The 20,633-nt window shown below is 60.2% G+C and carries 18 protein-coding genes; 5 read left to right on the forward strand and 13 right to left on the reverse strand.

Features of this window, described 5'->3' with window-relative positions:
• Positions 1-83: 83 nt before the first annotated feature.
• The 6 genes from odhB to sdhC all read right to left on the reverse strand — a co-directional run bounded on the left by odhB (position 84) and on the right by sdhC (position 7,670).
• Positions 84-1,307, reverse strand: a complete 1,224-nt coding sequence (gene odhB, locus QRN70_RS07385; protein ID WP_285416677.1) for a 2-oxoglutarate dehydrogenase complex dihydrolipoyllysine-residue succinyltransferase — start codon at positions 1,305-1,307, stop codon at positions 84-86.
• 42 nt (positions 1,308-1,349) lie between these two features.
• Positions 1,350-4,181: a 2-oxoglutarate dehydrogenase E1 component gene (locus tag QRN70_RS07390; RefSeq protein WP_285416679.1), complete on the reverse strand. Its 2,832-nt coding sequence runs from the start codon at positions 4,179-4,181 to the stop codon at positions 1,350-1,352.
• 260 nt (positions 4,182-4,441) lie between these two features.
• Positions 4,442-5,146 (reverse strand): succinate dehydrogenase iron-sulfur subunit, encoded by a 705-nt coding sequence (locus QRN70_RS07395; RefSeq protein WP_007959035.1) that lies wholly within the window; start codon positions 5,144-5,146, stop codon positions 4,442-4,444.
• 11 nt (positions 5,147-5,157) lie between these two features.
• Complete coding sequence (sdhA, locus tag QRN70_RS07400; protein ID WP_285416681.1) at positions 5,158-6,930, reverse strand: succinate dehydrogenase flavoprotein subunit; 1,773 nt, start codon at positions 6,928-6,930, stop codon at positions 5,158-5,160.
• Between the two features lie 3 nt (positions 6,931-6,933).
• Entirely contained in the window at positions 6,934-7,302 is a 369-nt protein-coding gene (sdhD, locus tag QRN70_RS07405) for a succinate dehydrogenase, hydrophobic membrane anchor protein (protein ID WP_285416682.1), read from the reverse strand.
• Positions 7,296-7,670 (reverse strand): succinate dehydrogenase, cytochrome b556 subunit, encoded by a 375-nt coding sequence (gene sdhC, locus QRN70_RS07410; protein ID WP_015096190.1) that lies wholly within the window; start codon positions 7,668-7,670, stop codon positions 7,296-7,298. The genes sdhD and sdhC overlap by 7 nt, the downstream gene beginning before the upstream one ends.
• 362 nt (positions 7,671-8,032) lie before the next feature.
• Between sdhC and gltA the strand changes: the two genes are divergently transcribed.
• Complete coding sequence (gltA, locus tag QRN70_RS07415; RefSeq protein WP_003222994.1) at positions 8,033-9,322, forward strand: citrate synthase; 1,290 nt, start codon at positions 8,033-8,035, stop codon at positions 9,320-9,322.
• 1,072 nt (positions 9,323-10,394) lie between these two features.
• On the opposite strand, the gene QRN70_RS07420 is transcribed toward gltA, so the two are convergent.
• From QRN70_RS07420 to QRN70_RS07435, 4 genes are all read right to left on the reverse strand, one after another.
• Positions 10,395-12,053 (reverse strand): cation acetate symporter, encoded by a 1,659-nt coding sequence (locus tag QRN70_RS07420; protein ID WP_285416685.1) that lies wholly within the window; start codon positions 12,051-12,053, stop codon positions 10,395-10,397.
• Entirely contained in the window at positions 12,050-12,361 is a 312-nt protein-coding gene (locus QRN70_RS07425; RefSeq protein ID WP_285416686.1) for a DUF485 domain-containing protein, read from the reverse strand. The genes QRN70_RS07420 and QRN70_RS07425 overlap by 4 nt, the downstream gene beginning before the upstream one ends.
• Positions 12,362-12,602: 241 nt before the next feature.
• On the reverse strand, positions 12,603-13,454 hold the full coding sequence (locus tag QRN70_RS07430) for a glycine betaine ABC transporter substrate-binding protein (protein WP_285416688.1): 852 nt from the start codon (positions 13,452-13,454) through the stop codon (positions 12,603-12,605).
• Positions 13,455-13,498: 44 nt separating this feature from the next.
• Positions 13,499-13,798: a hypothetical protein gene (locus QRN70_RS07435; protein ID WP_285418092.1), complete on the reverse strand. Its 300-nt coding sequence runs from the start codon at positions 13,796-13,798 to the stop codon at positions 13,499-13,501.
• Between QRN70_RS07435 and QRN70_RS07440 the strand changes: the two genes are divergently transcribed.
• The gene (locus QRN70_RS07440; RefSeq protein ID WP_285416690.1) at positions 13,755-15,350 is read left to right on the forward strand and encodes a glycoside hydrolase family 17 protein; all 1,596 of its coding nucleotides are present in this window, start codon (positions 13,755-13,757) and stop codon (positions 15,348-15,350) included. The two genes, QRN70_RS07435 and QRN70_RS07440, sit on opposite strands and share 44 nt — an antisense overlap.
• Positions 15,351-15,446: 96 nt before the next feature.
• Here QRN70_RS07440 and QRN70_RS07445 read toward each other — a convergent pair whose 3' ends face one another.
• A complete protein-coding gene (locus tag QRN70_RS07445; RefSeq protein WP_285416691.1) occupies positions 15,447-15,815 on the reverse strand; it encodes a hypothetical protein in 369 nt (122 codons plus the stop codon).
• 223 nt (positions 15,816-16,038) lie between these two features.
• Here QRN70_RS07445 and mlaY point away from each other — a divergent pair, with 223 nt between their 5' ends.
• Complete coding sequence (gene mlaY, locus QRN70_RS07450) at positions 16,039-17,337, forward strand: lipid asymmetry maintenance lipase MlaY (protein ID WP_285416692.1); 1,299 nt, start codon at positions 16,039-16,041, stop codon at positions 17,335-17,337.
• Positions 17,330-18,118 (forward strand): MlaA family lipoprotein, encoded by a 789-nt coding sequence (locus QRN70_RS07455; RefSeq protein ID WP_285416693.1) that lies wholly within the window; start codon positions 17,330-17,332, stop codon positions 18,116-18,118. The genes mlaY and QRN70_RS07455 overlap by 8 nt, the downstream gene beginning before the upstream one ends.
• Before the next feature lie 162 nt (positions 18,119-18,280).
• Here QRN70_RS07455 and QRN70_RS07460 read toward each other — a convergent pair whose 3' ends face one another.
• A complete protein-coding gene (locus QRN70_RS07460; protein WP_285416695.1) occupies positions 18,281-19,195 on the reverse strand; it encodes a DUF808 domain-containing protein in 915 nt (304 codons plus the stop codon).
• A 134-nt stretch (positions 19,196-19,329) separates the two neighbouring features.
• On the opposite strand from QRN70_RS07460, the gene QRN70_RS07465 reads away from it, so the two are divergent.
• Positions 19,330-19,935 (forward strand): TetR/AcrR family transcriptional regulator, encoded by a 606-nt coding sequence (locus QRN70_RS07465; protein ID WP_285416697.1) that lies wholly within the window; start codon positions 19,330-19,332, stop codon positions 19,933-19,935.
• 129 nt (positions 19,936-20,064) lie between these two features.
• Here the strand turns inward: QRN70_RS07465 and QRN70_RS07470 are convergent, their stop codons facing one another.
• The gene (locus QRN70_RS07470) at positions 20,065-20,523 is read right to left on the reverse strand and encodes an REP-associated tyrosine transposase (protein ID WP_285416698.1); all 459 of its coding nucleotides are present in this window, start codon (positions 20,521-20,523) and stop codon (positions 20,065-20,067) included.
• Positions 20,524-20,633 lie beyond the last annotated feature (110 nt).

Raw genomic sequence — 20,633 nt, forward strand, 5'->3', positions numbered from 1 at the left:
GCTACAAGCCGCAGGCTAAAAGCTCCCAGCCACCGCGCTCGCGTTGAGCGGGTGGCCTGGAGCTCGAAGCTTGCAGCTGTTTTTTAGATATCCAGCAACAGACGAGCCGGATCTTCCAGCAGGTTCTTGATGGTCACCAGGAAAGTCACAGCTTCTTTGCCATCGATCAGACGGTGATCGTAGGACAGTGCCAGGTACATCATCGGACGGATCACGACCTGACCGTTGATGGCCATCGGACGCTGGATGATGTTGTGCATGCCCAGGATCGCTGCCTGCGGCGGGTTGACGATCGGGGTCGACATCATCGAACCGAAGGTACCACCGTTGGTGATGGTGAAAGTACCACCGGTCATTTCGTCCATCGACAGTTTGCCGTCACGGGCTTTCTTGCCGAAGGTGGCGATGCCGCCTTCGATTTCAGCCAGGCTCATGTGCTCGGCGTTACGCAGCACCGGAACGACCAGACCGCGGTCGCTGGAAACTGCCACGCCGATGTCGGCATAACCGTGGTAAACGATGTCGTTGCCGTCGATCGACGCGTTGACCGCCGGGAAGCGTTTCAGCGCTTCGGTGGCTGCCTTGACGAAGAACGACATGAAGCCCAGGCGTACGCCGTTGTGGGACTTCTCGAACAGGTCCTTGTACTTCGAACGCAGGGCCATGACTTCGGTCATGTCGACTTCGTTGAAAGTGGTCAGCATGGCCATGTTCGACTGAGCTTCTACCAGACGCTTGGCGACGGTCGCGCGAACGCGGGTCATCGGTACGCGCTTCTCGATGCGGTCGCCAGCGGCGAACACAGGAGCGGCAGCGGCCGGAGCAGCAGCCTTGGCCGGTGCGGCAGCCGGAGCGGCTTTCTTGGCTTCAACTGCAGCTACCACGTCTTCCTTGGTAATACGGCCGTCTTTACCGGTGCCTTTGACGGACGCCAGGTTGATGCCGTTTTCTTCAGCCAGCTTGCGCGCGGCCGGAGCAGCGATAGCGTCTTCGTCAGCGCCGGCAGCCGGGGCTGCGGCAGGTGCAGCGGCCGGAGCAGCAGCGGCAGCCGGAGCAGCGGCAGCAGCACCGCCTTCAACGATGGAGCCCAGGACTTCGTCGGACAGCACGGTTTCGCCTTCGCCCTTGACGATTGCGCCCAGCACGCCGTCGGCCGTTGCCAGCACTTCCAGTACGACTTTGTCGGTTTCGATGTCGACGATCAGTTCGTCACGCTTGACGGCGTCGCCCGGTTGTTTGTGCCAGGTGGCAACGGTGCCATCGGCAACCGATTCCGGGAAAGTGGGGGCTTTGATCTCGATAGCCATTGTCTGTGGTTCCTTAAATTCGGTTTCAGGTGCGCGAAGGCGTTAAACGGTAAACGCGTCTTGCAGCAGTTTTTCCTGCTGCTCGGCGTGCATCGATGCATAACCGCATGCAGGGGCAGCAGAAGCCTCACGGCCCGCGTACTCGAGTACGAGAGACTTGTTGAGGTGGCTGATGCTGCGACGCAGATGGTGTTGGCTGCAGTACCACGCGCCCTGGTTCATCGGCTCTTCCTGGCACCAGACGGCATGCTTGGCGTTGGTGTACGGAGCCAGGACTTCCTTCAGGTCGTCCTCAGGGAATGGGTACAGCTGCTCGATACGCACGATGGCGATATCGTCACGGCCTTCGGCACGGCGTTTTTCCAGCAGATCGTAGTAGACCTTGCCGCTGCACAGAACGATGCGCTCGACCTTTTTCGGGTCCAGGGCATCGATTTCCGGGATAACGGTCTGGAACGAACCTTCGGCCAGATCTTCCAGGGTCGAGACGGCCAGCTTGTGGCGCAGCAGCGACTTCGGCGTCAGCACGACCAGCGGCTTGCGCAGCGGACGAATCACCTGACGACGCAGCAAGTGGTAGATCTGCGCCGGCGTGGTCGGCATGCACACCTGAATGTTGTGCTCGGCGCACAGCTGCAGGTAACGCTCAAGACGTGCCGAGGAGTGCTCGGGGCCCTGACCTTCATAACCGTGCGGCAGCAGCATGGTCAGACCGCACAGGCGGCCCCACTTGTGCTCGCCACTGGTGATGAACTGGTCGATCACCACTTGCGCACCGTTGGCGAAGTCGCCGAACTGGGCTTCCCAGATCACCAGCGCGTTCGGCGTGGTGGTCGAGTAACCGTATTCGAACGCCAGTACGGCTTCTTCCGAAAGGAACGAGTCGTACAGGTCGAAACGCGGCTGACCGTCATACAGATGCTGCAGCGGTACATAGGTGCTGGCATCTTTCTGGTTGTGCAGGACGGCGTGACGGTGCGAGAACGTACCGCGGCCAATGTCCTGACCGGTCATGCGGATCGGGTGACCTTCGAACGCCAGGGTCGCGTACGCCATGGTTTCGGCGTAACCCCAGTTGATCGGCAGGCCGCCGGCTTGCATCTTCTGGCGATCTTCGTAGATCTTCGCGACCTGACGCTGCACCACGAAGCCTTCCGGAATTTCCAGCAGCTTGGCGGACAGTTCCTGCAGGGTCTTCAGATCGAAACGGGTGTCGTGACGCGCGGTCCAGGCGTGGCCCAGGTACGGACGCCAGTCGACGAACAGCTCTTTGTTCGGCTCTTTGACCAGCGATTTCACTACGTGCAGACCGTTGTCCAGCGCGTTGCGGTATTCGTCGACCTTGGCCTGAACGCGCTCGGCATCCAGGACACCGGCCTGGGTCAGGCTGTCGGCGTACAGCTCACGGGTGGTGCGCTGCTTGGTGATCTGCTGATACATCAACGGCTGGGTGCCGCTTGGCTCGTCCGCTTCGTTGTGGCCGCGACGACGGTAGCAGACCAGGTCGATCACCACGTCACGCTTGAACTGCATGCGGTAGTCGATGGCCAGCTGGGTCACGAACAACACGGCTTCCGGATCATCACCATTTACATGGAGGATCGGCGCCTGGATCATTTTCGCGACGTCGGTGGCGTACTCGGTGGAACGCGAGTCCAGCGGGTTGCTGATGGTGAAACCGACCTGGTTGTTGATCACGATGTGCACGGTACCGCCGGTCTTGAAACCGCGGGTCTGCGACATCTGGAAGGTTTCCATGACCACGCCCTGACCGGCGAATGCCGCGTCACCGTGGATGGAGATCGGCAGAACCTTCTCGCCGGTAGGGTCGTTGCGACGATCCTGGCGGGCACGCACCGAACCTTCGACCACCGGGGAAACGATTTCCAGGTGGGACGGGTTGAACGCCATGGCCAGGTGAACTTCACCGCCGGTGGTCATCACGTTGGACGAGAAGCCCTGGTGATACTTCACGTCACCGGAACCGAGCTCGACCTTCTTCTTGCCTTCGAACTCGTCGAACAGCTCGCGCGGGTTCTTGCCGAAGGTGTTGACCAGCACGTTCAGACGGCCACGGTGGGCCATGCCGATGACGACTTCCTTGGTGCCGTAGGAACCGGAACGCTGGATCAGTTCGTCGAGCATCGGAATCAGGCTCTCGCCGCCTTCCAGACCGAAACGCTTGGTGCCCGGGTATTTGGTGCCCAGGTATTTTTCCAGGCCTTCACCGGCAGTGACGCGCTCGAGCAGGTGGCTCTTGATGTCGGCGGAGTACGTCGGACGACCACGCACGCTTTCCAGACGCTGCTGGAACCACTGGCGCTGCTCGGAATCGGTGATGTGCGTGAATTCAGCGCCGATGGTGCGGCAATATGTCTGCTGCAACGCTTCGTGAATTTCGCGTAGGCTCGCTTCCTCTTTGCCGATGAACAGGTCGCCGGCACGGAAGGTCGTATCAAGATCGGCATTGGTCAAGCCGTAATGATTGATCGACAGGTCTGCAGGTGCAGGACGCTGCCACAGCCCCAGCGGGTCAAGCTGGGCTGCCTGGTGGCCACGCATACGGTAGGCCTGGATCAATCGCAGCACTTCAACTTGCTTCTTCTCGTGCTCACTGCTCACGCTGCCGGCGGAAACCGGCTGGGCGCGGCGCTGGTTCTTTGCCAGCAGCACGAAATGATCGCGAATTGTGGAGTGCGAAACATCAGTGGCAGAGTTGCCGTCGGCTGGCAACTTCTGAAAGTAGGTGCGCCACTCTTCTGGCACAGCGTTAGGGTCGTGCAGGTAGAGCTCGTAGAGCTCTTCCACATAGGCAGCGTTTCCACCTGAAAGGTAGGCGCTGTTCCACATGCGCTGCATCACGCTTTCTTGCATGCTTGGTCACCCTCGGTTAGGGGAACACCATCGGCGTCGACACCGAGCAAACTTGCAGAAGTCCGAATGCAGCGACCAAAACAAGCCACTTAGGATCACGCTGATAGTCCGGGTACCAGCCCGGATGCCCCTGCTTGTCTCATTTCTTCAAAATAAGAGCCGCAGCTTATGGCTGCTGCTCTGGTTATAGCCATGGCGCGGGTTGAAGCCCGCGCCTTGACCTCTGCGGGTACAGCGGTTCTACGGGTACAGCAGCTGAATCACACGCCGCTCGAGAGCAGCATGTTACGGATGTGACCGATGGCCTTAGTCGGGTTCAGGCCTTTCGGACATACGTTGACGCAGTTCATGATGCCCCGGCAGCGGAAGACGCTGAACGGGTCATCGAGCGAAGCCAGACGCTCGGAAGTCTTGGTGTCGCGGCTGTCTGCCAGGAAGCGGTACGCTTGCAGCAGTGCGGCCGGGCCCAGGAACTTGTCCGGGTTCCACCAGAAGGACGGGCAAGAGGTCGAGCAGCAGGCGCACAGGATGCACTCGTACAGACCGTCGAGCTTTTCACGCTCTTCAGGGGACTGCAGACGCTCGATGGCCGGAGCCGGCGTGTCGTTCTGCAGGAATGGCTTAACCTTCTCGTATTGCTTGTAGAAGATGCTCATATCGACAACCAGGTCACGGATAACCGGCAAACCTGGCAGCGGACGAACGATCAACTTGTTGCCTTTGACGACAGCGGACAGCGGCGTGATGCACGCCAGGCCGTTCTTGCCGTTGATGTTCATGCCGTCGGAGCCACAGACGCCTTCACGGCAAGAGCGACGATAGGAGAAACCCTCGTCCTGCTCTTTGATCAGAGCCAGCACGTCCAGCACCATCAGGTCCTTACCACCGGTATCGACCTGGAATTCCTGCATGAACGGCGCAGCGTCCTGATCAGGGTTGTAACGATAAACACTGACTTGCAACATGGCGATCACCCTTAATAAGTCCGGACTTTTGGTTCGAAAGTCGGAACAGTCTTCGGCGAGAAGTTAACGGCACGCTTGGCGACGCGTTTCTCACCCGGGAAATACAGGGTGTGGCACAGCCAGTTTTCGTCGTCACGGTCTTCGTAGTCTTCACGGGCGTGAGCACCGCGGGACTCTTTGCGTACTTCGGCCGCGATGGCGGTAGCTTCAGCCACTTCCAGCAGGTTCTGCAGTTCCAGCGCTTCGATACGTGCAGTGTTGAACGCCTGCGACTTATCGTTGATCTTCACGTTGGCGATGCGCTTGCGCAGGTCAGCCAGCTGGGCGATACCCTTCTGCATGTATTCGCCGGTACGGAACACACCGAAGTAGTTCTGCATGCAGCTCTGCAGCTCGCGACGCAGGGTTGCCACGTCTTCGCCATCAGTACGGCTGTTCAGTGCGTTCAGGCGCGCCAGGGCAGCTTCGATGTCGGCTTCGGTAGCGTCGTCGTATTCGATGCCGTCGGTCAGCGCCTTCTCCAGGTGCAGGCCGGCAGCACGGCCGAAGACCACCAGGTCGAGCAGCGAGTTGCCGCCCAGACGGTTGGCACCGTGAACCGATACGCAAGCCACTTCGCCCACGGCGAACAGACCAGGAATGATTTCGTCCTGACCTTCGGCGTTCTGGGTGATCGCCTGGCCATGAATGTTGGTGGCAACGCCGCCCATCATATAGTGGCAGGTTGGAACAACCGGAACCGGAGCAACCACCGGGTCAACGTGCGCGAACGTCTTCGACAGCTCGCAGATGCCTGGCAGGCGGCTGTGCAGCACTTCCTCGCCGAGGTGATCGAGCTTGAGCATCACGTGGTCGCCGTTCGGACCGCAACCGTTGCCGGCGATGATTTCCTTGACCATCGAACGCGCAACCACGTCACGACCGGCCAGGTCCTTGGCGTTCGGAGCATAACGCTCCATGAAACGCTCGCCGTGCTTGTTGATCAGGTAACCACCTTCACCACGGCAACCTTCGGTCACCAGTACACCGGCGCCGGCGATGCCGGTCGGGTGGAACTGCCACATTTCGATGTCTTGTACCGGCACGCCAGCACGCAGAGCCATGCCGACGCCGTCACCGGTGTTGATCAGGGCGTTGGTGGTGGATGCGTAGATACGACCTGCACCGCCGGTCGCCAGTACGGTGGCTTTGGCGCGGATGTAGGTGGTTTCGCCGGTTTCGATGCAGATCGCGATCACACCGACGAATTCGCCTTCCTGGTTTTTCACCAGGTCGACTGCGTAGTACTCGTTGAGGAACGTGGTACCGGCTTTCAGGTTGCCCTGATAAAGGGTGTGCAGCAGGGCGTGACCGGTACGGTCGGACGCTGCGCAGGTACGGGCAGCCTGGCCGCCTTTACCGTAGTCCTTGGACTGACCACCGAACGGACGCTGGTAGATACGACCTTGCTCGGTACGCGAGAACGGCAGACCCATGTGGTCCAGCTCGAACACCGCGGCCGGGCCTTCCTGACACATGTATTCGATAGCGTCCTGGTCACCGATGTAGTCGGAGCCCTTGACGGTGTCGTACATGTGCCAGCGCCAGTCATCGTTCGGATCGGCAGACGCGATCGCGCAGGTGATGCCGCCCTGGGCCGACACAGTGTGCGAACGGGTCGGGAAAACCTTGGTGATCACGGCCGTCTTGTGACCGCCCTGTGCCAGTTGCAGCGCTGCGCGCATGCCGGCACCGCCACCACCAATAATGATGGCGTCGAAAGAAATCGTTGGAATGTTAGCCATGAATCAGATACCCCAGAGAATCTGCACACCCCAGACGAAGTAAGCGAACATCGCGATGCCGCAAACTGCCTGGAAAAGGAAACGTACTGCGGTCGCGGACTTGCCCAGCGCCATCGGCGTCAGGTAGTCGGTCGCGATGGTCCACATGCCGACCCAGGCGTGAGCGCCGAGGGCAACGAGGGCCAGCAGACTGAAGATACGCATCCCGTTGTGGGCGAACAGGCCGTGCCACTGGTCGTAGCCAATGCCCGGGTTCGCTGCGAGGTATCCGATCAGGAAAATGAAATAAGCCGCGAGAACAACCGCAGACACACGTTGCGCCATCCAGTCATAGAGGCCCGAACGCGAAAAGTTCGTAACGCTGGTTACCATATCCAAACTCCTGCCAGAACAATCAACACCACGGAAACGGCGATGATAATTTTCGAGCCCAGGCGGCCGCCTTCCAGCGTCTCACCGATGCCCATATCCATGATCAAGTGGCGCACACCGGCTACCAGGTGATACAGCAGAGCGGACAGGAGGCCCCATGCTACGAACTTGGCCAGCGGGCTGGTCAAGCATGCCTTCACCTCGGCGAAACCTTCCTCGGAACCCAGAGACTTGCCCAATGCATAAAGCATGAAGCCCAAGCCCAGGAAGAGGATGATGCCGGAAACACGGTGAAGAAACGACGTAACGCCGGTGATGGGGAGTTTGATGGTCCTTAGGTCTAGGTTTACAGGTCGTTGGCTTTTCACGGCTTTTTTTTCACACTGAAGAGCCCCTAACAATCAGGGCAAAGTTGTTGGGGAGTGCACTGGTCAGGTAACCACCACCCAGGGATGCGACCCCCAATAAAGCAGGCCCAAAAGCCCTTGGCGGTCGGTGGCCGAGTATAGACAGTTAGGCTACTAATGACAACGCAATCACCTACCCCCAATAGCTGATTGCACAAGTTGAATAAAAGGCGTAAATGGCAGGCAATTTCGAGGAAAAAGTGCGCTTAAAGCCTTCTGGAGCAAGACTTTAGGCAAATTGACATTCGAATTTATCTCACTATAGTGGTGCGGGCCCTGCGTGGGGGGTCTGTCTGATGGTTCAAGCATAAATAGGAGGCCACATGGCTGACAAAAAAGCGCAGTTGATCATCGAGGGCGCAGCCCCCGTCGAGCTGCCCATTTTAACCGGCACCGTTGGTCCCGATGTCATTGATGTTCGGGGCCTGACGGCCACGGGCCGCTTCACTTTCGACCCTGGTTTCATGTCGACCGCCTCGTGCGAGTCGAAGATCACCTATATCGACGGCGACAACGGCATTCTGTTGCACCGCGGCTACCCGATCGAACAGCTGGCTGAAAAGTCGGACTACCTGGAAACCTGCTACCTGCTGCTCAACGGCGAACTGCCGACCGCAGAACAGAAGGCCCAGTTCGTCAGCACCGTGAAAAACCACACCATGGTTCACGAGCAGCTGAAAACCTTCTTCAACGGCTTCCGTCGCGACGCCCACCCGATGGCCGTCATGTGCGGCGTAGTCGGCGCCCTCTCGGCCTTCTACCACGACTCCCTGGACATCAATAACCCGCAGCATCGCGAAATCTCCGCGATCCGCCTGGTGGCCAAGATGCCAACCCTGGCAGCGATGGTTTACAAGTACTCCATGGGCCAACCCATGATGTACCCGCGCAACGACCTGACGTACGCGGAAAACTTCCTGCACATGATGTTCAACACCCCGTGCGAGATCAAACCGATCAGCCCGGTGCTCGCCAAGGCCATGGACCGCATCTTCATCCTCCACGCCGACCACGAGCAGAACGCATCGACTTCCACCGTGCGCCTGGCGGGCTCCTCGGGTGCCAACCCGTTTGCCTGTATCGCCGCCGGTATCGCCGCATTGTGGGGCCCTGCCCACGGCGGTGCGAACGAAGCCGTGCTGACCATGCTCGACGAGATTGGCGATGTGTCGAACATCGACAAGTTCATCGCCAAGGCCAAGGACAAGAACGATCCGTTCAAGCTGATGGGCTTCGGTCACCGCGTCTACAAGAACCGCGACCCGCGCGCGACTGTAATGAAGCAGACCTGCGACGAAGTACTGAAGGAACTGGGCATCAACAACGATCCGCAACTCGAACTGGCCATGCGCCTGGAAGAGATCGCCCTGACCGATCCGTACTTCATCGAACGCTCGCTGTACCCGAACGTCGACTTCTACTCGGGGATCATCCTCAAGGCGATCGGCATTCCGACCAGCATGTTCACCGTGATCTTCGCCCTGGCACGTACTGTCGGCTGGATCTCGCACTGGAAGGAAATGCTCTCCAGCCCGTACAAGATCGGCCGTCCGCGCCAGCTGTACACCGGCTACGAGTCGCGTGACATCACCAAGCTGGAAGACCGCAAATAAGAGCTGTCTTGCGATAGCGTCTTAACGCTGCACCGGGAACGGCCTCCATGAGAATGGGGGCCGTTTTTCGTTTTGGGTTGTTGCGGTTGTTGCGGTTGTTGCGGTTGTTGCGGTTTTTACGATCTTTCGGATTGAGTGTATATCCGTTGCTTCGGGTGCGGCCGCTGACGGTTTCGCTCTTACAGCGAGTCACTTTTGACAAACGCCGGAATGCCGGCCCAGCGAAAAAGTAACCAAAAAGGCTTCCCCCGGCGTACGGCACTTCGCTGAGGCTCAGTGTCCCTCGCTACGGTGCCCACCAGGGGGCATCGCCTCCGGTTTGCTTCGCTGCACCTCCTCTCGATGTATGCGGCTTCGCCGCACGGCGCTGCGCGCCTACCCCCTGATGGACACCTCCACTCGGCCTGCCGAAGGGGATGAAGATCAAAAGCAACATCAAGAGCCAGAGCGAGATCAAAAGATCACAGCCTTCGGCAGTTCCTACAGGGGATTGGTTTTTTTCAGTTAAAGACTGGTCGGCTGTCAGGCCGCCTTCGCGGGCAAGCCCGCTCCCACAGTGGGCTTGGGGGTGTTCAGTTTGACATTGGTCGGCTCGTAGGCCGCCATCGCCAGCAGATACAGTTCAAATTGCATGCTACCCCCGCGACAAAGCCGCCCCACTCAACACGATGAGCGTTAGCTCGAGTAAAGCTTTTGATCTCAAGGCCCGCCGGAAGGCTGAGTGGAGGGATTTATCTGGGGGTGGGAGCGTAGCGACCGTTTGGCGAAGCCAAACACAGCGAGAGGAGGTGCAGCGAAGCAAACCGGAGGCGCTGCCCCCCGGATGAATCCCGGAGCGAAGGAACCCGAGCCTAAGCGAGGGCCGAACGTCAGGGCATAGACCTTTTGGTTACTTTTGGGGCGTTTGCCAAAAGTGACCCGCCGTAAGGGCGGAACCCTGAGTGGCCGTTACCGCAGCAATGGATATACACACAAACCAAAATCTCCCCCAAGACAGTCCGATAACCGCCCACAAAAAAATGCCCCGATCTCTCAACCGGGGCATTCGCTACAACGTCAAATCATCAAACCATCAATGCGAAACCGCCCCGCTCGCCCCCAGACCCGTCTGCGAACGCACGAACTGCGGGAAGAACAGCGCCCGCTCGTTGTCCGCTGCCGCCGACTTGTCAGTGACCGAGAAGAACCAGATGCCGATGAAGGCAATGATCATCGAGAACAGCGCTGGATACTCGTACGGGAAGATCGCCTTCTCGTGATGCAGAATCTGCACCCAGATGGTCGGGCCGAGGATCATCAGGCCCACCGCGCTCACCAGACCCAGCCAGCCGCCGATCATCGCGCCGCGGGTGGTCAGTTTCTTCCAGTACATTGAAAGCAGCAGTACCGGGAAGTTGCAGCTAGCCGCAATGGAGAACGCCAGGCCCACCATGAACGCAATGTTCTGGCTTTCGAAGAGGATGCCCAGGCCGATTGCCAGGACGCCCAGGGCGATGGTGGTGATCTTCGAAACCCGAATCTCATCCTTGTCGTTGGCCTTGCCCTTCTTGATCACGCTGGCGTACAGGTCGTGGGACACCGCCGAAGCGCCAGCCAGGGTCAGGCCCGCCACCACGGCGAGAATGGTCGCGAACGCCACGGCCGAGATGAAGCCGAGGAAGATGCTGCCACCCACCGCGTTGGCCAGGTGCACCGCCGCCATGTTGTTGCCGCCGAGCAGAGCGCCTGCGGCGTCTTTGAAGGCCGGGTTGGTGCTGACCAGCAGGATCGCGCCGAAGCCGATGATGAAGGTCAGGATATAGAAGTAGCCGATGAAACCGGTCGCATACAGCACGCTCTTACGGGCTTCTTTCGCGTCGCTCACCGTGAAGAAGCGCATCAGGATGTGCGGCAGGCCGGCGGTGCCGAACATCAGCGCCAGACCAAGGGAGAACGCCGAGATCGGATCTTTCACCAGGCCGCCCGGGCTCATGATCGCCTCACCTTTGGGGTGAACCTTGATCGCCTCGGAGAACAGCATGTTGAAGTCGAAGTTGACGTGCTTCATCACCATCAGCGCCATGAACGACGCACCGGACAACAGCAGCACAGCCTTGATGATCTGCACCCAGGTCGTTGCCAGCATGCCGCCGAACAACACGTAGAGGCACATCAGGATACCGACCAGAATCACCGCGACGTGGTAGTCGAGGCCGAACAGCAGCTGGATCAGCTTGCCGGCACCGACCATTTGCGCGATCAGGTAGAACGCCACCACCACCAGCGAACCACAGGCCGACAGGGTGCGGATCTGGGTTTGCCCGAGGCGGTAGGACGCCACGTCGGCAAAGGTGTACTTGCCCAGGTTACGCAGGCGCTCGGCGATCAGGAACAGAATGATCGGCCAGCCCACCAGGAAGCCGATCGAGTAGATCAGGCCGTCGTAGCCGGAAGTGAACACCAGCGCGGAAATACCCAGGAAGGACGCTGCCGACATGTAGTCGCCGGCAATCGCCAGACCGTTCTGGAAACCGGTGATCTTGCCGCCCGCCGCATAGTAGTCGGCGGCCGACTTGTTGCGTTTGGAGGCCCAGTAGGTGATGCACAGGGTGGCGCCGACGAACACCACGAACATGACGATCGCGGAAACGTTGAGCGGTTGTTTGTGCACTTCGCCGGTGAGGGCGTCAGCAGCCCAGACGGCAGGTGCGAACGCTGCGATGCTCAGGAGAGCCAGTAGACGCCGGATCATTGCTGAGCCTCCTTGAGAATCGCATTGTTCAGGTCGTCGAACTCGCCATTGGCGCGGCGCACGTAGATACCGGTAAGGATGAAGGCCGAGACAATCAGCCCCACTCCGATCGGAATACCCCAGGTAATGGATGATTCGGCACTGATCTTTGCCCCCAGGACCTGCGGGCCGTAAGCAATCAGAAGGATGAAGCCCGAGTAGAGCCCGAGCATGATCGCCGAGAGAATCCAGGCGAACTTTTCCCGTTTTCGCACCAGCTCCTTGAAGCGCGGGCTGTTTTGAATCGAGAGGTAAATGCTGTCGTTCATTGTTTTTATCCTCGCAGCACAGATTATTGTTGGAACATAGCTAATGTATGCGGCTGCGAGCGCGGTAACAGACGACCTTAGTAGTAGAACGCCATGACTGTTTGGCCAATTTCAAGCATGCATAAATAAATGCGGGAGCGAGCCTGCTGGCGAAAGCGTCGGATCAGTCGAGATAAGCATCAACTGAACGATTGCATTCGCGAGCAGGCTCGCTCCCACACGGGTTACAGCGCTGTCGGGGTTATTTGGTCCAGTCGGCGACGCGATCCGGGTGCTTGGCGACCCAATCCTTGGCCGCGGCGTCAGGCTTGGCACCGTCCTGAATCGCCAGCATGACTTCGCCGATCTCGTCTTTCGACGCCCACTGGAAGTTCTTCAGGAACTTGGCCACTTCCGGCGCCTTGGCCTCGAGCTCCTTGCTGCCGATGCTGTTGACGGTTTCAGCCGCGCCATACACGCCTTTCGGGTCGTCGAGGAAGCGCAGTTTCCACTTGGCGAACATCCAGTGCGGCACCCAACCGGTCACCGCGATCGATTCGTTCTTTTTCTCGGCACGGGTCAGCTCGGCAATCATGCCGGCGCCGGAACTGGCCTTGAGGGTGTATTTGTCCAGGCCGTAGTCCTTGATTGCCTGGTCGGTCTTGAGCATCACGCCCGAACCGGCGTCGATGCCGACGATGCGGTTCTTGAAGGTGTCGTCGGTCTTGAGGTCTTCGATGGATTTGGCTTTGACGTATTCCGGCACGATCAGGCCGATTTTCGCGTCCTTGAAGTTCGGGCCATAGTCGACGACCAGATCCTTGTTCTTCGTCCAGTATTCGCCGTGGGTGACCGGCAGCCAGGCCGAGAGCATCGCGTCGAGCTTGCCGGTGGCAACGCCCTGCCACATGATCCCGGTCGCGACCGCCTGCAGCTTCACGTCGTAGCCGAGCTTCTGCTTGATCACTTCGGCCGCCACGTGGGTGGTCGCGACGCTGTCGGACCAGCCGTCAACGTAACCGATGTTCAGGGTCTGTTTTTCTGCGCTGGCGAAAGTGGAGCTCATCGCAAGCACCAGAGCGGCACCTGCGCCTAAAAGTCGTCGCATCTTCATCGTTACTTCCCCGAAATGCTGCGCCCGACGGATGCCGGACGACGTCAACGTATTGTTATGGTGCACAGCGCCCCCATCACGCCTGACCGCAAACTCGTTCGAACATCAGCCGAATAATCAATAAGGGTACTGACGCCTTCGATCATCAACCTGACGCCCTTGGCGACCTGCTCTGCCAGCGACCTCGAGGCAACGAGAAACGACATCAGAAAGCCATTAAGCGCGTCTATATAAATGACGCCAAATAATCCGCCCGAACTTTGCATGGCAAAAGCATGCGGGCCACCAACCTCCGGATAAATGCAGGTAACATGCGTCGCTTTGCAGCCACTCGGCCTGACCATGTCCGCGACTTCCCGCTTCCCGTTTCTTCCTTATCTGTTCGCCTGTCTGCTGGGCCTGTTTGCGCTTGGCGGCTTCTGGTACGGCCTCGGCAAACCGGTGCTGTTGCCCGACGTTGCGACGCCGACGCACAAATTGCAGTGCGCCTCCTACACCCCGTTCGACAAGGATCAGTCACCGTTCGACGTGCCCTTCAAGCTGCGCCCCGAACGCATGGATGCCGACCTCGCGTTGCTGGCCACCCGCTTCGAATGCATCCGCACCTATTCCATGACCGGCCTCGAGGCCTTGCCGGAACTGGCGCGCAAGCATGGCCTGAAGCTGATGATCGGTGCCTGGGTCAACAGCAACCCGGTGGATACCGCCAAAGAAGTCGACCTGTTGATCGCCTCGGCCAATGCCAACCCCGATGTGGTCAGCGCAGTGATCGTCGGCAACGAGGCCCTGCTGCGCAAGGAAGTCACCGGCGCGCAACTGGCCCGGCTGATCGGCAAGGTCAAGAGCCAGGTCAAGCAACCGGTGACCTACGCGGATGTCTGGGAGTTCTGGCTCAAGCACCCGGAAGTCGCGCCGGCGGTGGATTTCCTGACCATCCATTTGCTGCCGTACTGGGAAGACGATCCGTCGAACATCGACGCGGCGCTGCAGCACGTGGCGCAGGTGCGCGAGGTGTTCGGCAAGAAATTCGCGCCCAAGGACGTGCTGATCGGCGAAACCGGCTGGCCCAGCGAAGGCCGCCAGCGTGAAACCGCCCTGCCGAGCCGGGTCAACGAAGCCAAGTTCATTCGGGGCTTTGTCACGCTCGCCGAACAAAAAGGCTGGCACTACAACCTGATCGAAGCCTTCGACCAGCCGTGGAAGCGCGCCAGTGAAGGTGCGGTCGGCGGCTATTGGGGGCTGTTCGACGCGGATCGTCTGGACAAGGGCGTACTCGCCGGGCCGGTGACCAATGTGCCGTTCTGGAAAGAATGGCTGGCGGTCGGTGGGTTGATTTTCCTTGGCACCCTGATCCTTGGCGGTGGTGTTCGCACGACGCGTTCGGCGCTGGTGCTGCCGCTGCTGGGCGCCCTCGCCGCCTGCTCGATCGGCGCCTGGGGCGATCTGGCGCGGGTGACCACGCGGTTTGCCAGTGAGTGGTTGTGGGTCGGCTTGCTGACGGCGCTGAATCTGTTGGTGCTGGCGCACGCTGCGCTGACGCTGAGCGCACGGACTGGCTGGCGTGAGCGGACGTTCAATCTACTCGAGCGCAGCGCCGGCTGGCTGGTCGCCGCAGCCGGGTTTGCCGCCGCAGTGATGATGCTGGAGATGGTGTTCGATCCGCGTTACCGCAGCTTTGCCAGCATGGCATTTGTGCTGCCAGCGCTGGTTTATCTGTGCCGGCCGGTGAGCGTGCCGCGTCGCGAGATTGCTTTGCTGACCTTTATTGTCGGTGCGGGGATTGCGCCGCAGCTGTATCGCGAAGGCCTGCTGAATCAGCAGGCGTGGGGCTGGGCGCTGGTGAGTGGGTTGATGGTGGCCGCGCTGTGGCGCTGCCTGCGTGTTCGCAAAGCCTGATCTGCAACCAGACATCAGGCCTCTGCGCGAGCAGGCTGGCTGCCACAGGGATTGCATTTCACCGGTGGCCGCGAGCCTGCTCGCGAAGGCTGTTGGTCAAGCGCTGCGCGATGCCCGGACCAGGCGCAACCCGGCGATCACCAGCGCAAACACCGCCAGCGTGGTGTTGTACAAGGCCAGCGCCGGCAGACCGCAGGCCAGCGCCAGCACCGCCAGCCACCACCCGGCCCGCCCCGGCACGACAAAACCGCACACCGCCGCCGCCAGCGCAGTCCAGCCCAGTACCTGGAAATGAATCAGCAGCCCCAGGTTCGAACGCACCTGGCATTCCCAGCGACTGGCCTCATCGACACAGATGCCAACCCACTGCCCGTCCTCCATGAAGCCATAACGCGCGCCATAACTGGCGGCCAGCCATAGCGGCAGCAGAACGAGCAGCAGAATCACGGGCAAACGGCGGGACATGGAACACTCCAATCGAGGAAATCGGCGGCCAGCTTAATCTGCCGTCATGCTTACGCAAGCACTAACAACAGTTAACTGTTCATCGGCACCTTGCAAAGTGTATCGTCCAGCTACTATTACCCCGAATTCCGTCTGTTTGGTGCCGCTGCATGGCACTTTGACGCAACCGCTGTGGTCATAGCCTGCGAACTTCATTCGGCACCTTCCTTTAAGGGATCCAGTCATGCTCCGTTCCTTGCGCTTCGCCGCCCTGTTTGGCGGCCTTATTCTGAGTGCGTCCGCACTGGCGGTGGATATCGACGCCGCCAGTTATGGCTATCCCCTGACCAACCCGTTCGAAGCGACCATCGCGACCACGCCGCCGGACCTGCGCCCGGAGCTGCCACTGGACGATGACATCAACCAGTCCGACCGCAGCATCACCCTGCGCCCGGAGCGCGAGTTCGTCCTGCCGGACAACTTCTGGGCGGTAAAGAAGCTGACCTACCGCATCGCCACCCAGGACAAGGCCGCGCCGCTGATCTTCCTGATCGCCGGCACGGGCGCGCGCTATGACAGCACGCTCAACGAATACCTGAAAAAGCTCTACTACAAGGCCGGCTATCACGTCGTGCAACTGTCGTCGCCGACCAGCTTCGACTTCATGAGCGCCGCTTCGCGCTTCGCCACGCCGGGCGTGACCAAGGAAGACGCCGAGGACATGTACCGGGTGATGCAGGCCGTGCGCGCGCAGAACCCGAAAGTGCCGGTCACCGACTATTACCTCAGCGGCTACAGCCTCGGCGCCCTCGACGCAGCCTTCGTCGCCCACCTGGACGAAACCCGCCGCAGCTTCAACTTCAAGAAAGTCCTGCTGCTCAACCCGCCGGTCAACCTCTACACGTCGATCACCAACCTCGACAAACTGGTGCAGACCGAAGTGAAGGGCATCAACAACAGCACCACGTTCTATGAGCTGGTACTGGCCAAGCTGACGCGCTACTTCCAGCAGAAAGGCTACATCGACCTCAACGACGCGCTGCTCTACGACCTGCAACAGTCCAAGCAGCACCTGACCAACGAGCAGATGGCGATGCTGATCGGCACCTCGTTCCGCTTCTCGGCGGCCGACATTGCCTTCACCTCCGACCTGATCAACCGCCGCGGCCTGATCACGCCGCCGAAATTCCCGATCACCGAAGGCACCAGCCTCACGCCGTTCCTCAAGCGTGCGCTGCAATGCGACTTCGACTGCTACCTGACCGAGCAAGTGATCCCGATGTGGCGCGCCCGCACCGACGGCGGCAGCCTGTTGCAACTGATCGACCAGGTCAGCCTGTACGCGCTCAAGGACTACCTGCACGACAGCCCGAAAATCGCCGTGATGCACAACGCCGACGACGTCATTCTCGGCCCGGGCGACCTCGGTTTCCTGCGCAAGACGTTCGGCGATCGCCTGACCGTTTATCCACTGGGTGGCCATTGCGGCAACCTTAACTACCGCGTCAACAGCGACGCCATGCTGGAGTTTTTCCGTGGCTAAATATCTCCTGCTGATTGCAGCGTTACTCAGTGCAGGCGTGGCCCAGGCCGACAACAGCAAAGCCAACGCACCGGTGGTGGTCGACAGCGACGGCTTCAAGGAGCCGTTGTCCAAGCTCAAGTTCAACCCGGGGCTGGACCAGCGTGAGTTCGAGCGTTCGACGCTCAACGCGCTGAACGTCTACGACCCGCTGGAAGAGTGGAACCGCCGCGTTTATCACTTCAACTACCGCTTCGACCAATGGGTGTTCCTGCCGGTGGTCGACGGTTATCGCTACGTCACGCCAAGCTTCCTTCGCACCGGGGTGAGCAACTTCTTCAACAACCTCGGCGACGTGCCGAACCTGGTCAACAGCCTGCTGCAGTTCAAGGGCAAGCGCTCGATGGAAACCACCGCGCGCCTGCTGCTCAACACCACCATCGGCATCGCCGGCTTGTGGGACCCGGCCACCGCCATGGGCCTGCCGCGCCAAAGCGAAGACTTCGGCCAGACCCTGGGCTTCTACGGCGTGCCGGGCGGCGCCTACTTCGTGCTGCCGATCCTCGGTCCGTCGAACCTGCGTGACACCGCCGGCCTGGCCGTGGACTACACCGCCGAATCGGCGATCAACTACCTCAACGTCTCGGAAGTCAGCTCCAATCACCCGGAAATCTGGGCGCTGCGGGCCGTCGACAAGCGCTACCAGACCGGCTTCCGCTACGGTCAGCTGAACTCGCCGTTCGAGTACGAGAAGGTGCGCTACGTCTACACCGAGTCGCGCAAGTTGCAGATCGCCGAGTAACCTCGGCGGCAAGCAAAAAGGGCCATTCGACGCGAGTCGAATGGCCCTTTTTCATGGCAGCACTGCAATCCGGTGGGGCAGCGCGCCTACCCGCGAATGCGCTGCATCAGCCCAGCAAGGGCTGCCTTCGCGAACAGGCACGCTGCCACAGGCTGGTTGTGTTCAGCCTTTGATTGCGCGCCAGATTTTGCCGATCAGCGAAACCCCCGCCAGCACCACCGCACCGGCGACAATCCCCGCCACGGCGTTGAGCAGCATCGGCACCACGAACCCGGCGCCGCCGGCCGCTGCAGCCACGCCCTCGATCCAGTGATGCGCCGCCGGCACACCGTGGGTGAGGATGCCACCGCCGACCAGGAACATCGCCGCCGTGCCGATCACCGACAGGCCCTTCATCATGTACGGAGCAGCGCGCAGGATACCGTTGCCGATGCTCCTGGCCGCTTGCCCGGGCTTCTGTGTCAGCCACAGGCCGAGGTCGTCGAGCTTGACGATGCCCGCCACCAGGCCATACACACCCACGGTCATGACAACGGCGATGCCCGACATGACAATCACTTGCTGAGTCAGCGAGGCATCGGCGACGGTGCCGAGGGTGATGGCGATGATTTCCGCCGAAAGGATGAAGTCGGTGCGGATCGCGCCCTTGATCTTGTCCTTTTCGTACGCCACCAGATCGGTCGCCGGATCAGCCACCGCTTCGCTGAGTTTCGCGTGCCCGGCGTCATCTTCCGCCTTGCTGTGCAGAAACGAGTGGGCGAGTTTTTCGAAGCCTTCGAAGCACAGGTACGCGCCGCCGACCATCAGCAGCGGCGTCACCAGCCACGGTACGAACGCACTGATCGCCAGCGCCGACGGCACCAGGATCAGTTTGTTGACGAACGACCCCTTGGCCACCGCCCAGACCACCGGAATTTCCCGCTCCGCGCGCACGCCGGAGACCTGCTGGGCATTGAGCGCCAAGTCATCGCCGAGCACCCCGGCGGTCTTCTTGGCGGCCATCTTGGTCATCAACGCTACGTCGTCCAGCACGGTGGCGATGTCGTCGATCAGCACCAGCAAACTGCTTCCTGCCATGAATCGTGTTTCCTTATGTGAATAATGCCGCGCAGCATACCGCGACTGCAGGCCACACGGGGCATTGTTGAGCCCCGCGCGAGGCCGGTGCTACCATGCGCAACCGCCAGAACAGGCAAGGAACCACCGGGTTTATGAGCACAATCCGCGAGCGCAACAAAGAACTGATCCTGCGTGCCGCCAGTGAGGAGTTTGCCGACAAGGGCTTCGCTGCGACCAAAACCAGCGACATCGCCGCCAAGGCGGGACTGCCCAAGCCCAACGTCTACTACTATTTCAAGTCCAAGGAAAACCTCTACCGCGAGGTGCTCGAGAGCATCATCGTGCCGATCCTGCAGGCCTCGACCCCGTTCAACCCGGACGGCGCGCCGAGCGAAGTGCTCAGCGGCTACATCCGTTCGAAGATCCGCATCTCCCGCGACCTGCCCTTCGCTTCCAAGGTCTTTGCCAGCGAAATCATGCACGGCGCACCGCACTTGAGTGCCGACCTGGTCGAGCAGCTCAACAGCCAGGCCAAGCACAACATCGATTGCATCCAGACCTGGATCGACCGCGGCCAGATCGCGCCAATCGACCCCAACCACCTGATGTTCAGCATCTGGGCCGCGACCCAGACCTACGCCGACTTCGACTGGCAGATCTCTGCGATCACCGGCAAGGAGAAGCTCGACGAAGCCGATTACGAGTCAGCCGCCCAGACGATCATTCGGCTGGTATTGAAAGGCTGTGAACCGGACTGAAACCGAGTCGCGGCCATCGCTGGCAAGCCAGCTCCCACAGGGATTGGCGTCTTTCGCAAAATTTGTGTTCGACACGAGAACCTGTGGGAGCTGGCTCGCCAGCGAAAGGGGCAACTCGACTCGACAGTACTAAAGCCAAACTGCATCCCACTGCGGATAGTCGCCAATCTTGGCCACCAATCCAGCACGCAAAGGGTTGGCCACCACATACCGGGCCATCTTTACCAAATCATCCTCCATTCTGAGCGCCCGGTCGTGATAGCCCTGCTGCCATATCGGACCGCTCGTTCCGGTGCAACGGTTAACCTCTCGAGCAGCCAAGGACTTGGTCTCACCCATCAGTCTGCGCAAGGAACAGTTTTTGAGCTCGATCAACCAGTGAAAATGATCCGGCATCACCACCCACGCCAGTGAATTCGCGAGCCCAAGCTCTTGCGCACGGCGAAATTGATGAACCACCAATCTGCCCAGAGCGAAGTCAGCAAATAGCGGTTCGCGATCAAGTGTGTTGGTGGTCAATAGGTAGATACGGTCACCCTCAGAGCAACGACCGATACGCAGACGACGTGAAGCTGATAATTCCGCCATTCCCTGGCCCTTCGCATGTTCAGTTCATGGAAAGGCTAGTCATGCGAAGGGCGGAAGGTGAGACGGCGTTTAGCAAAATGTGTAGTCACGGCCGTATTCGCGAGCAGGCT

The organism is Pseudomonas sp. efr-133-TYG-5 (genome assembly GCF_030209175.1).
Taxonomy (GTDB): domain Bacteria; phylum Pseudomonadota; class Gammaproteobacteria; order Pseudomonadales; family Pseudomonadaceae; genus Aquipseudomonas.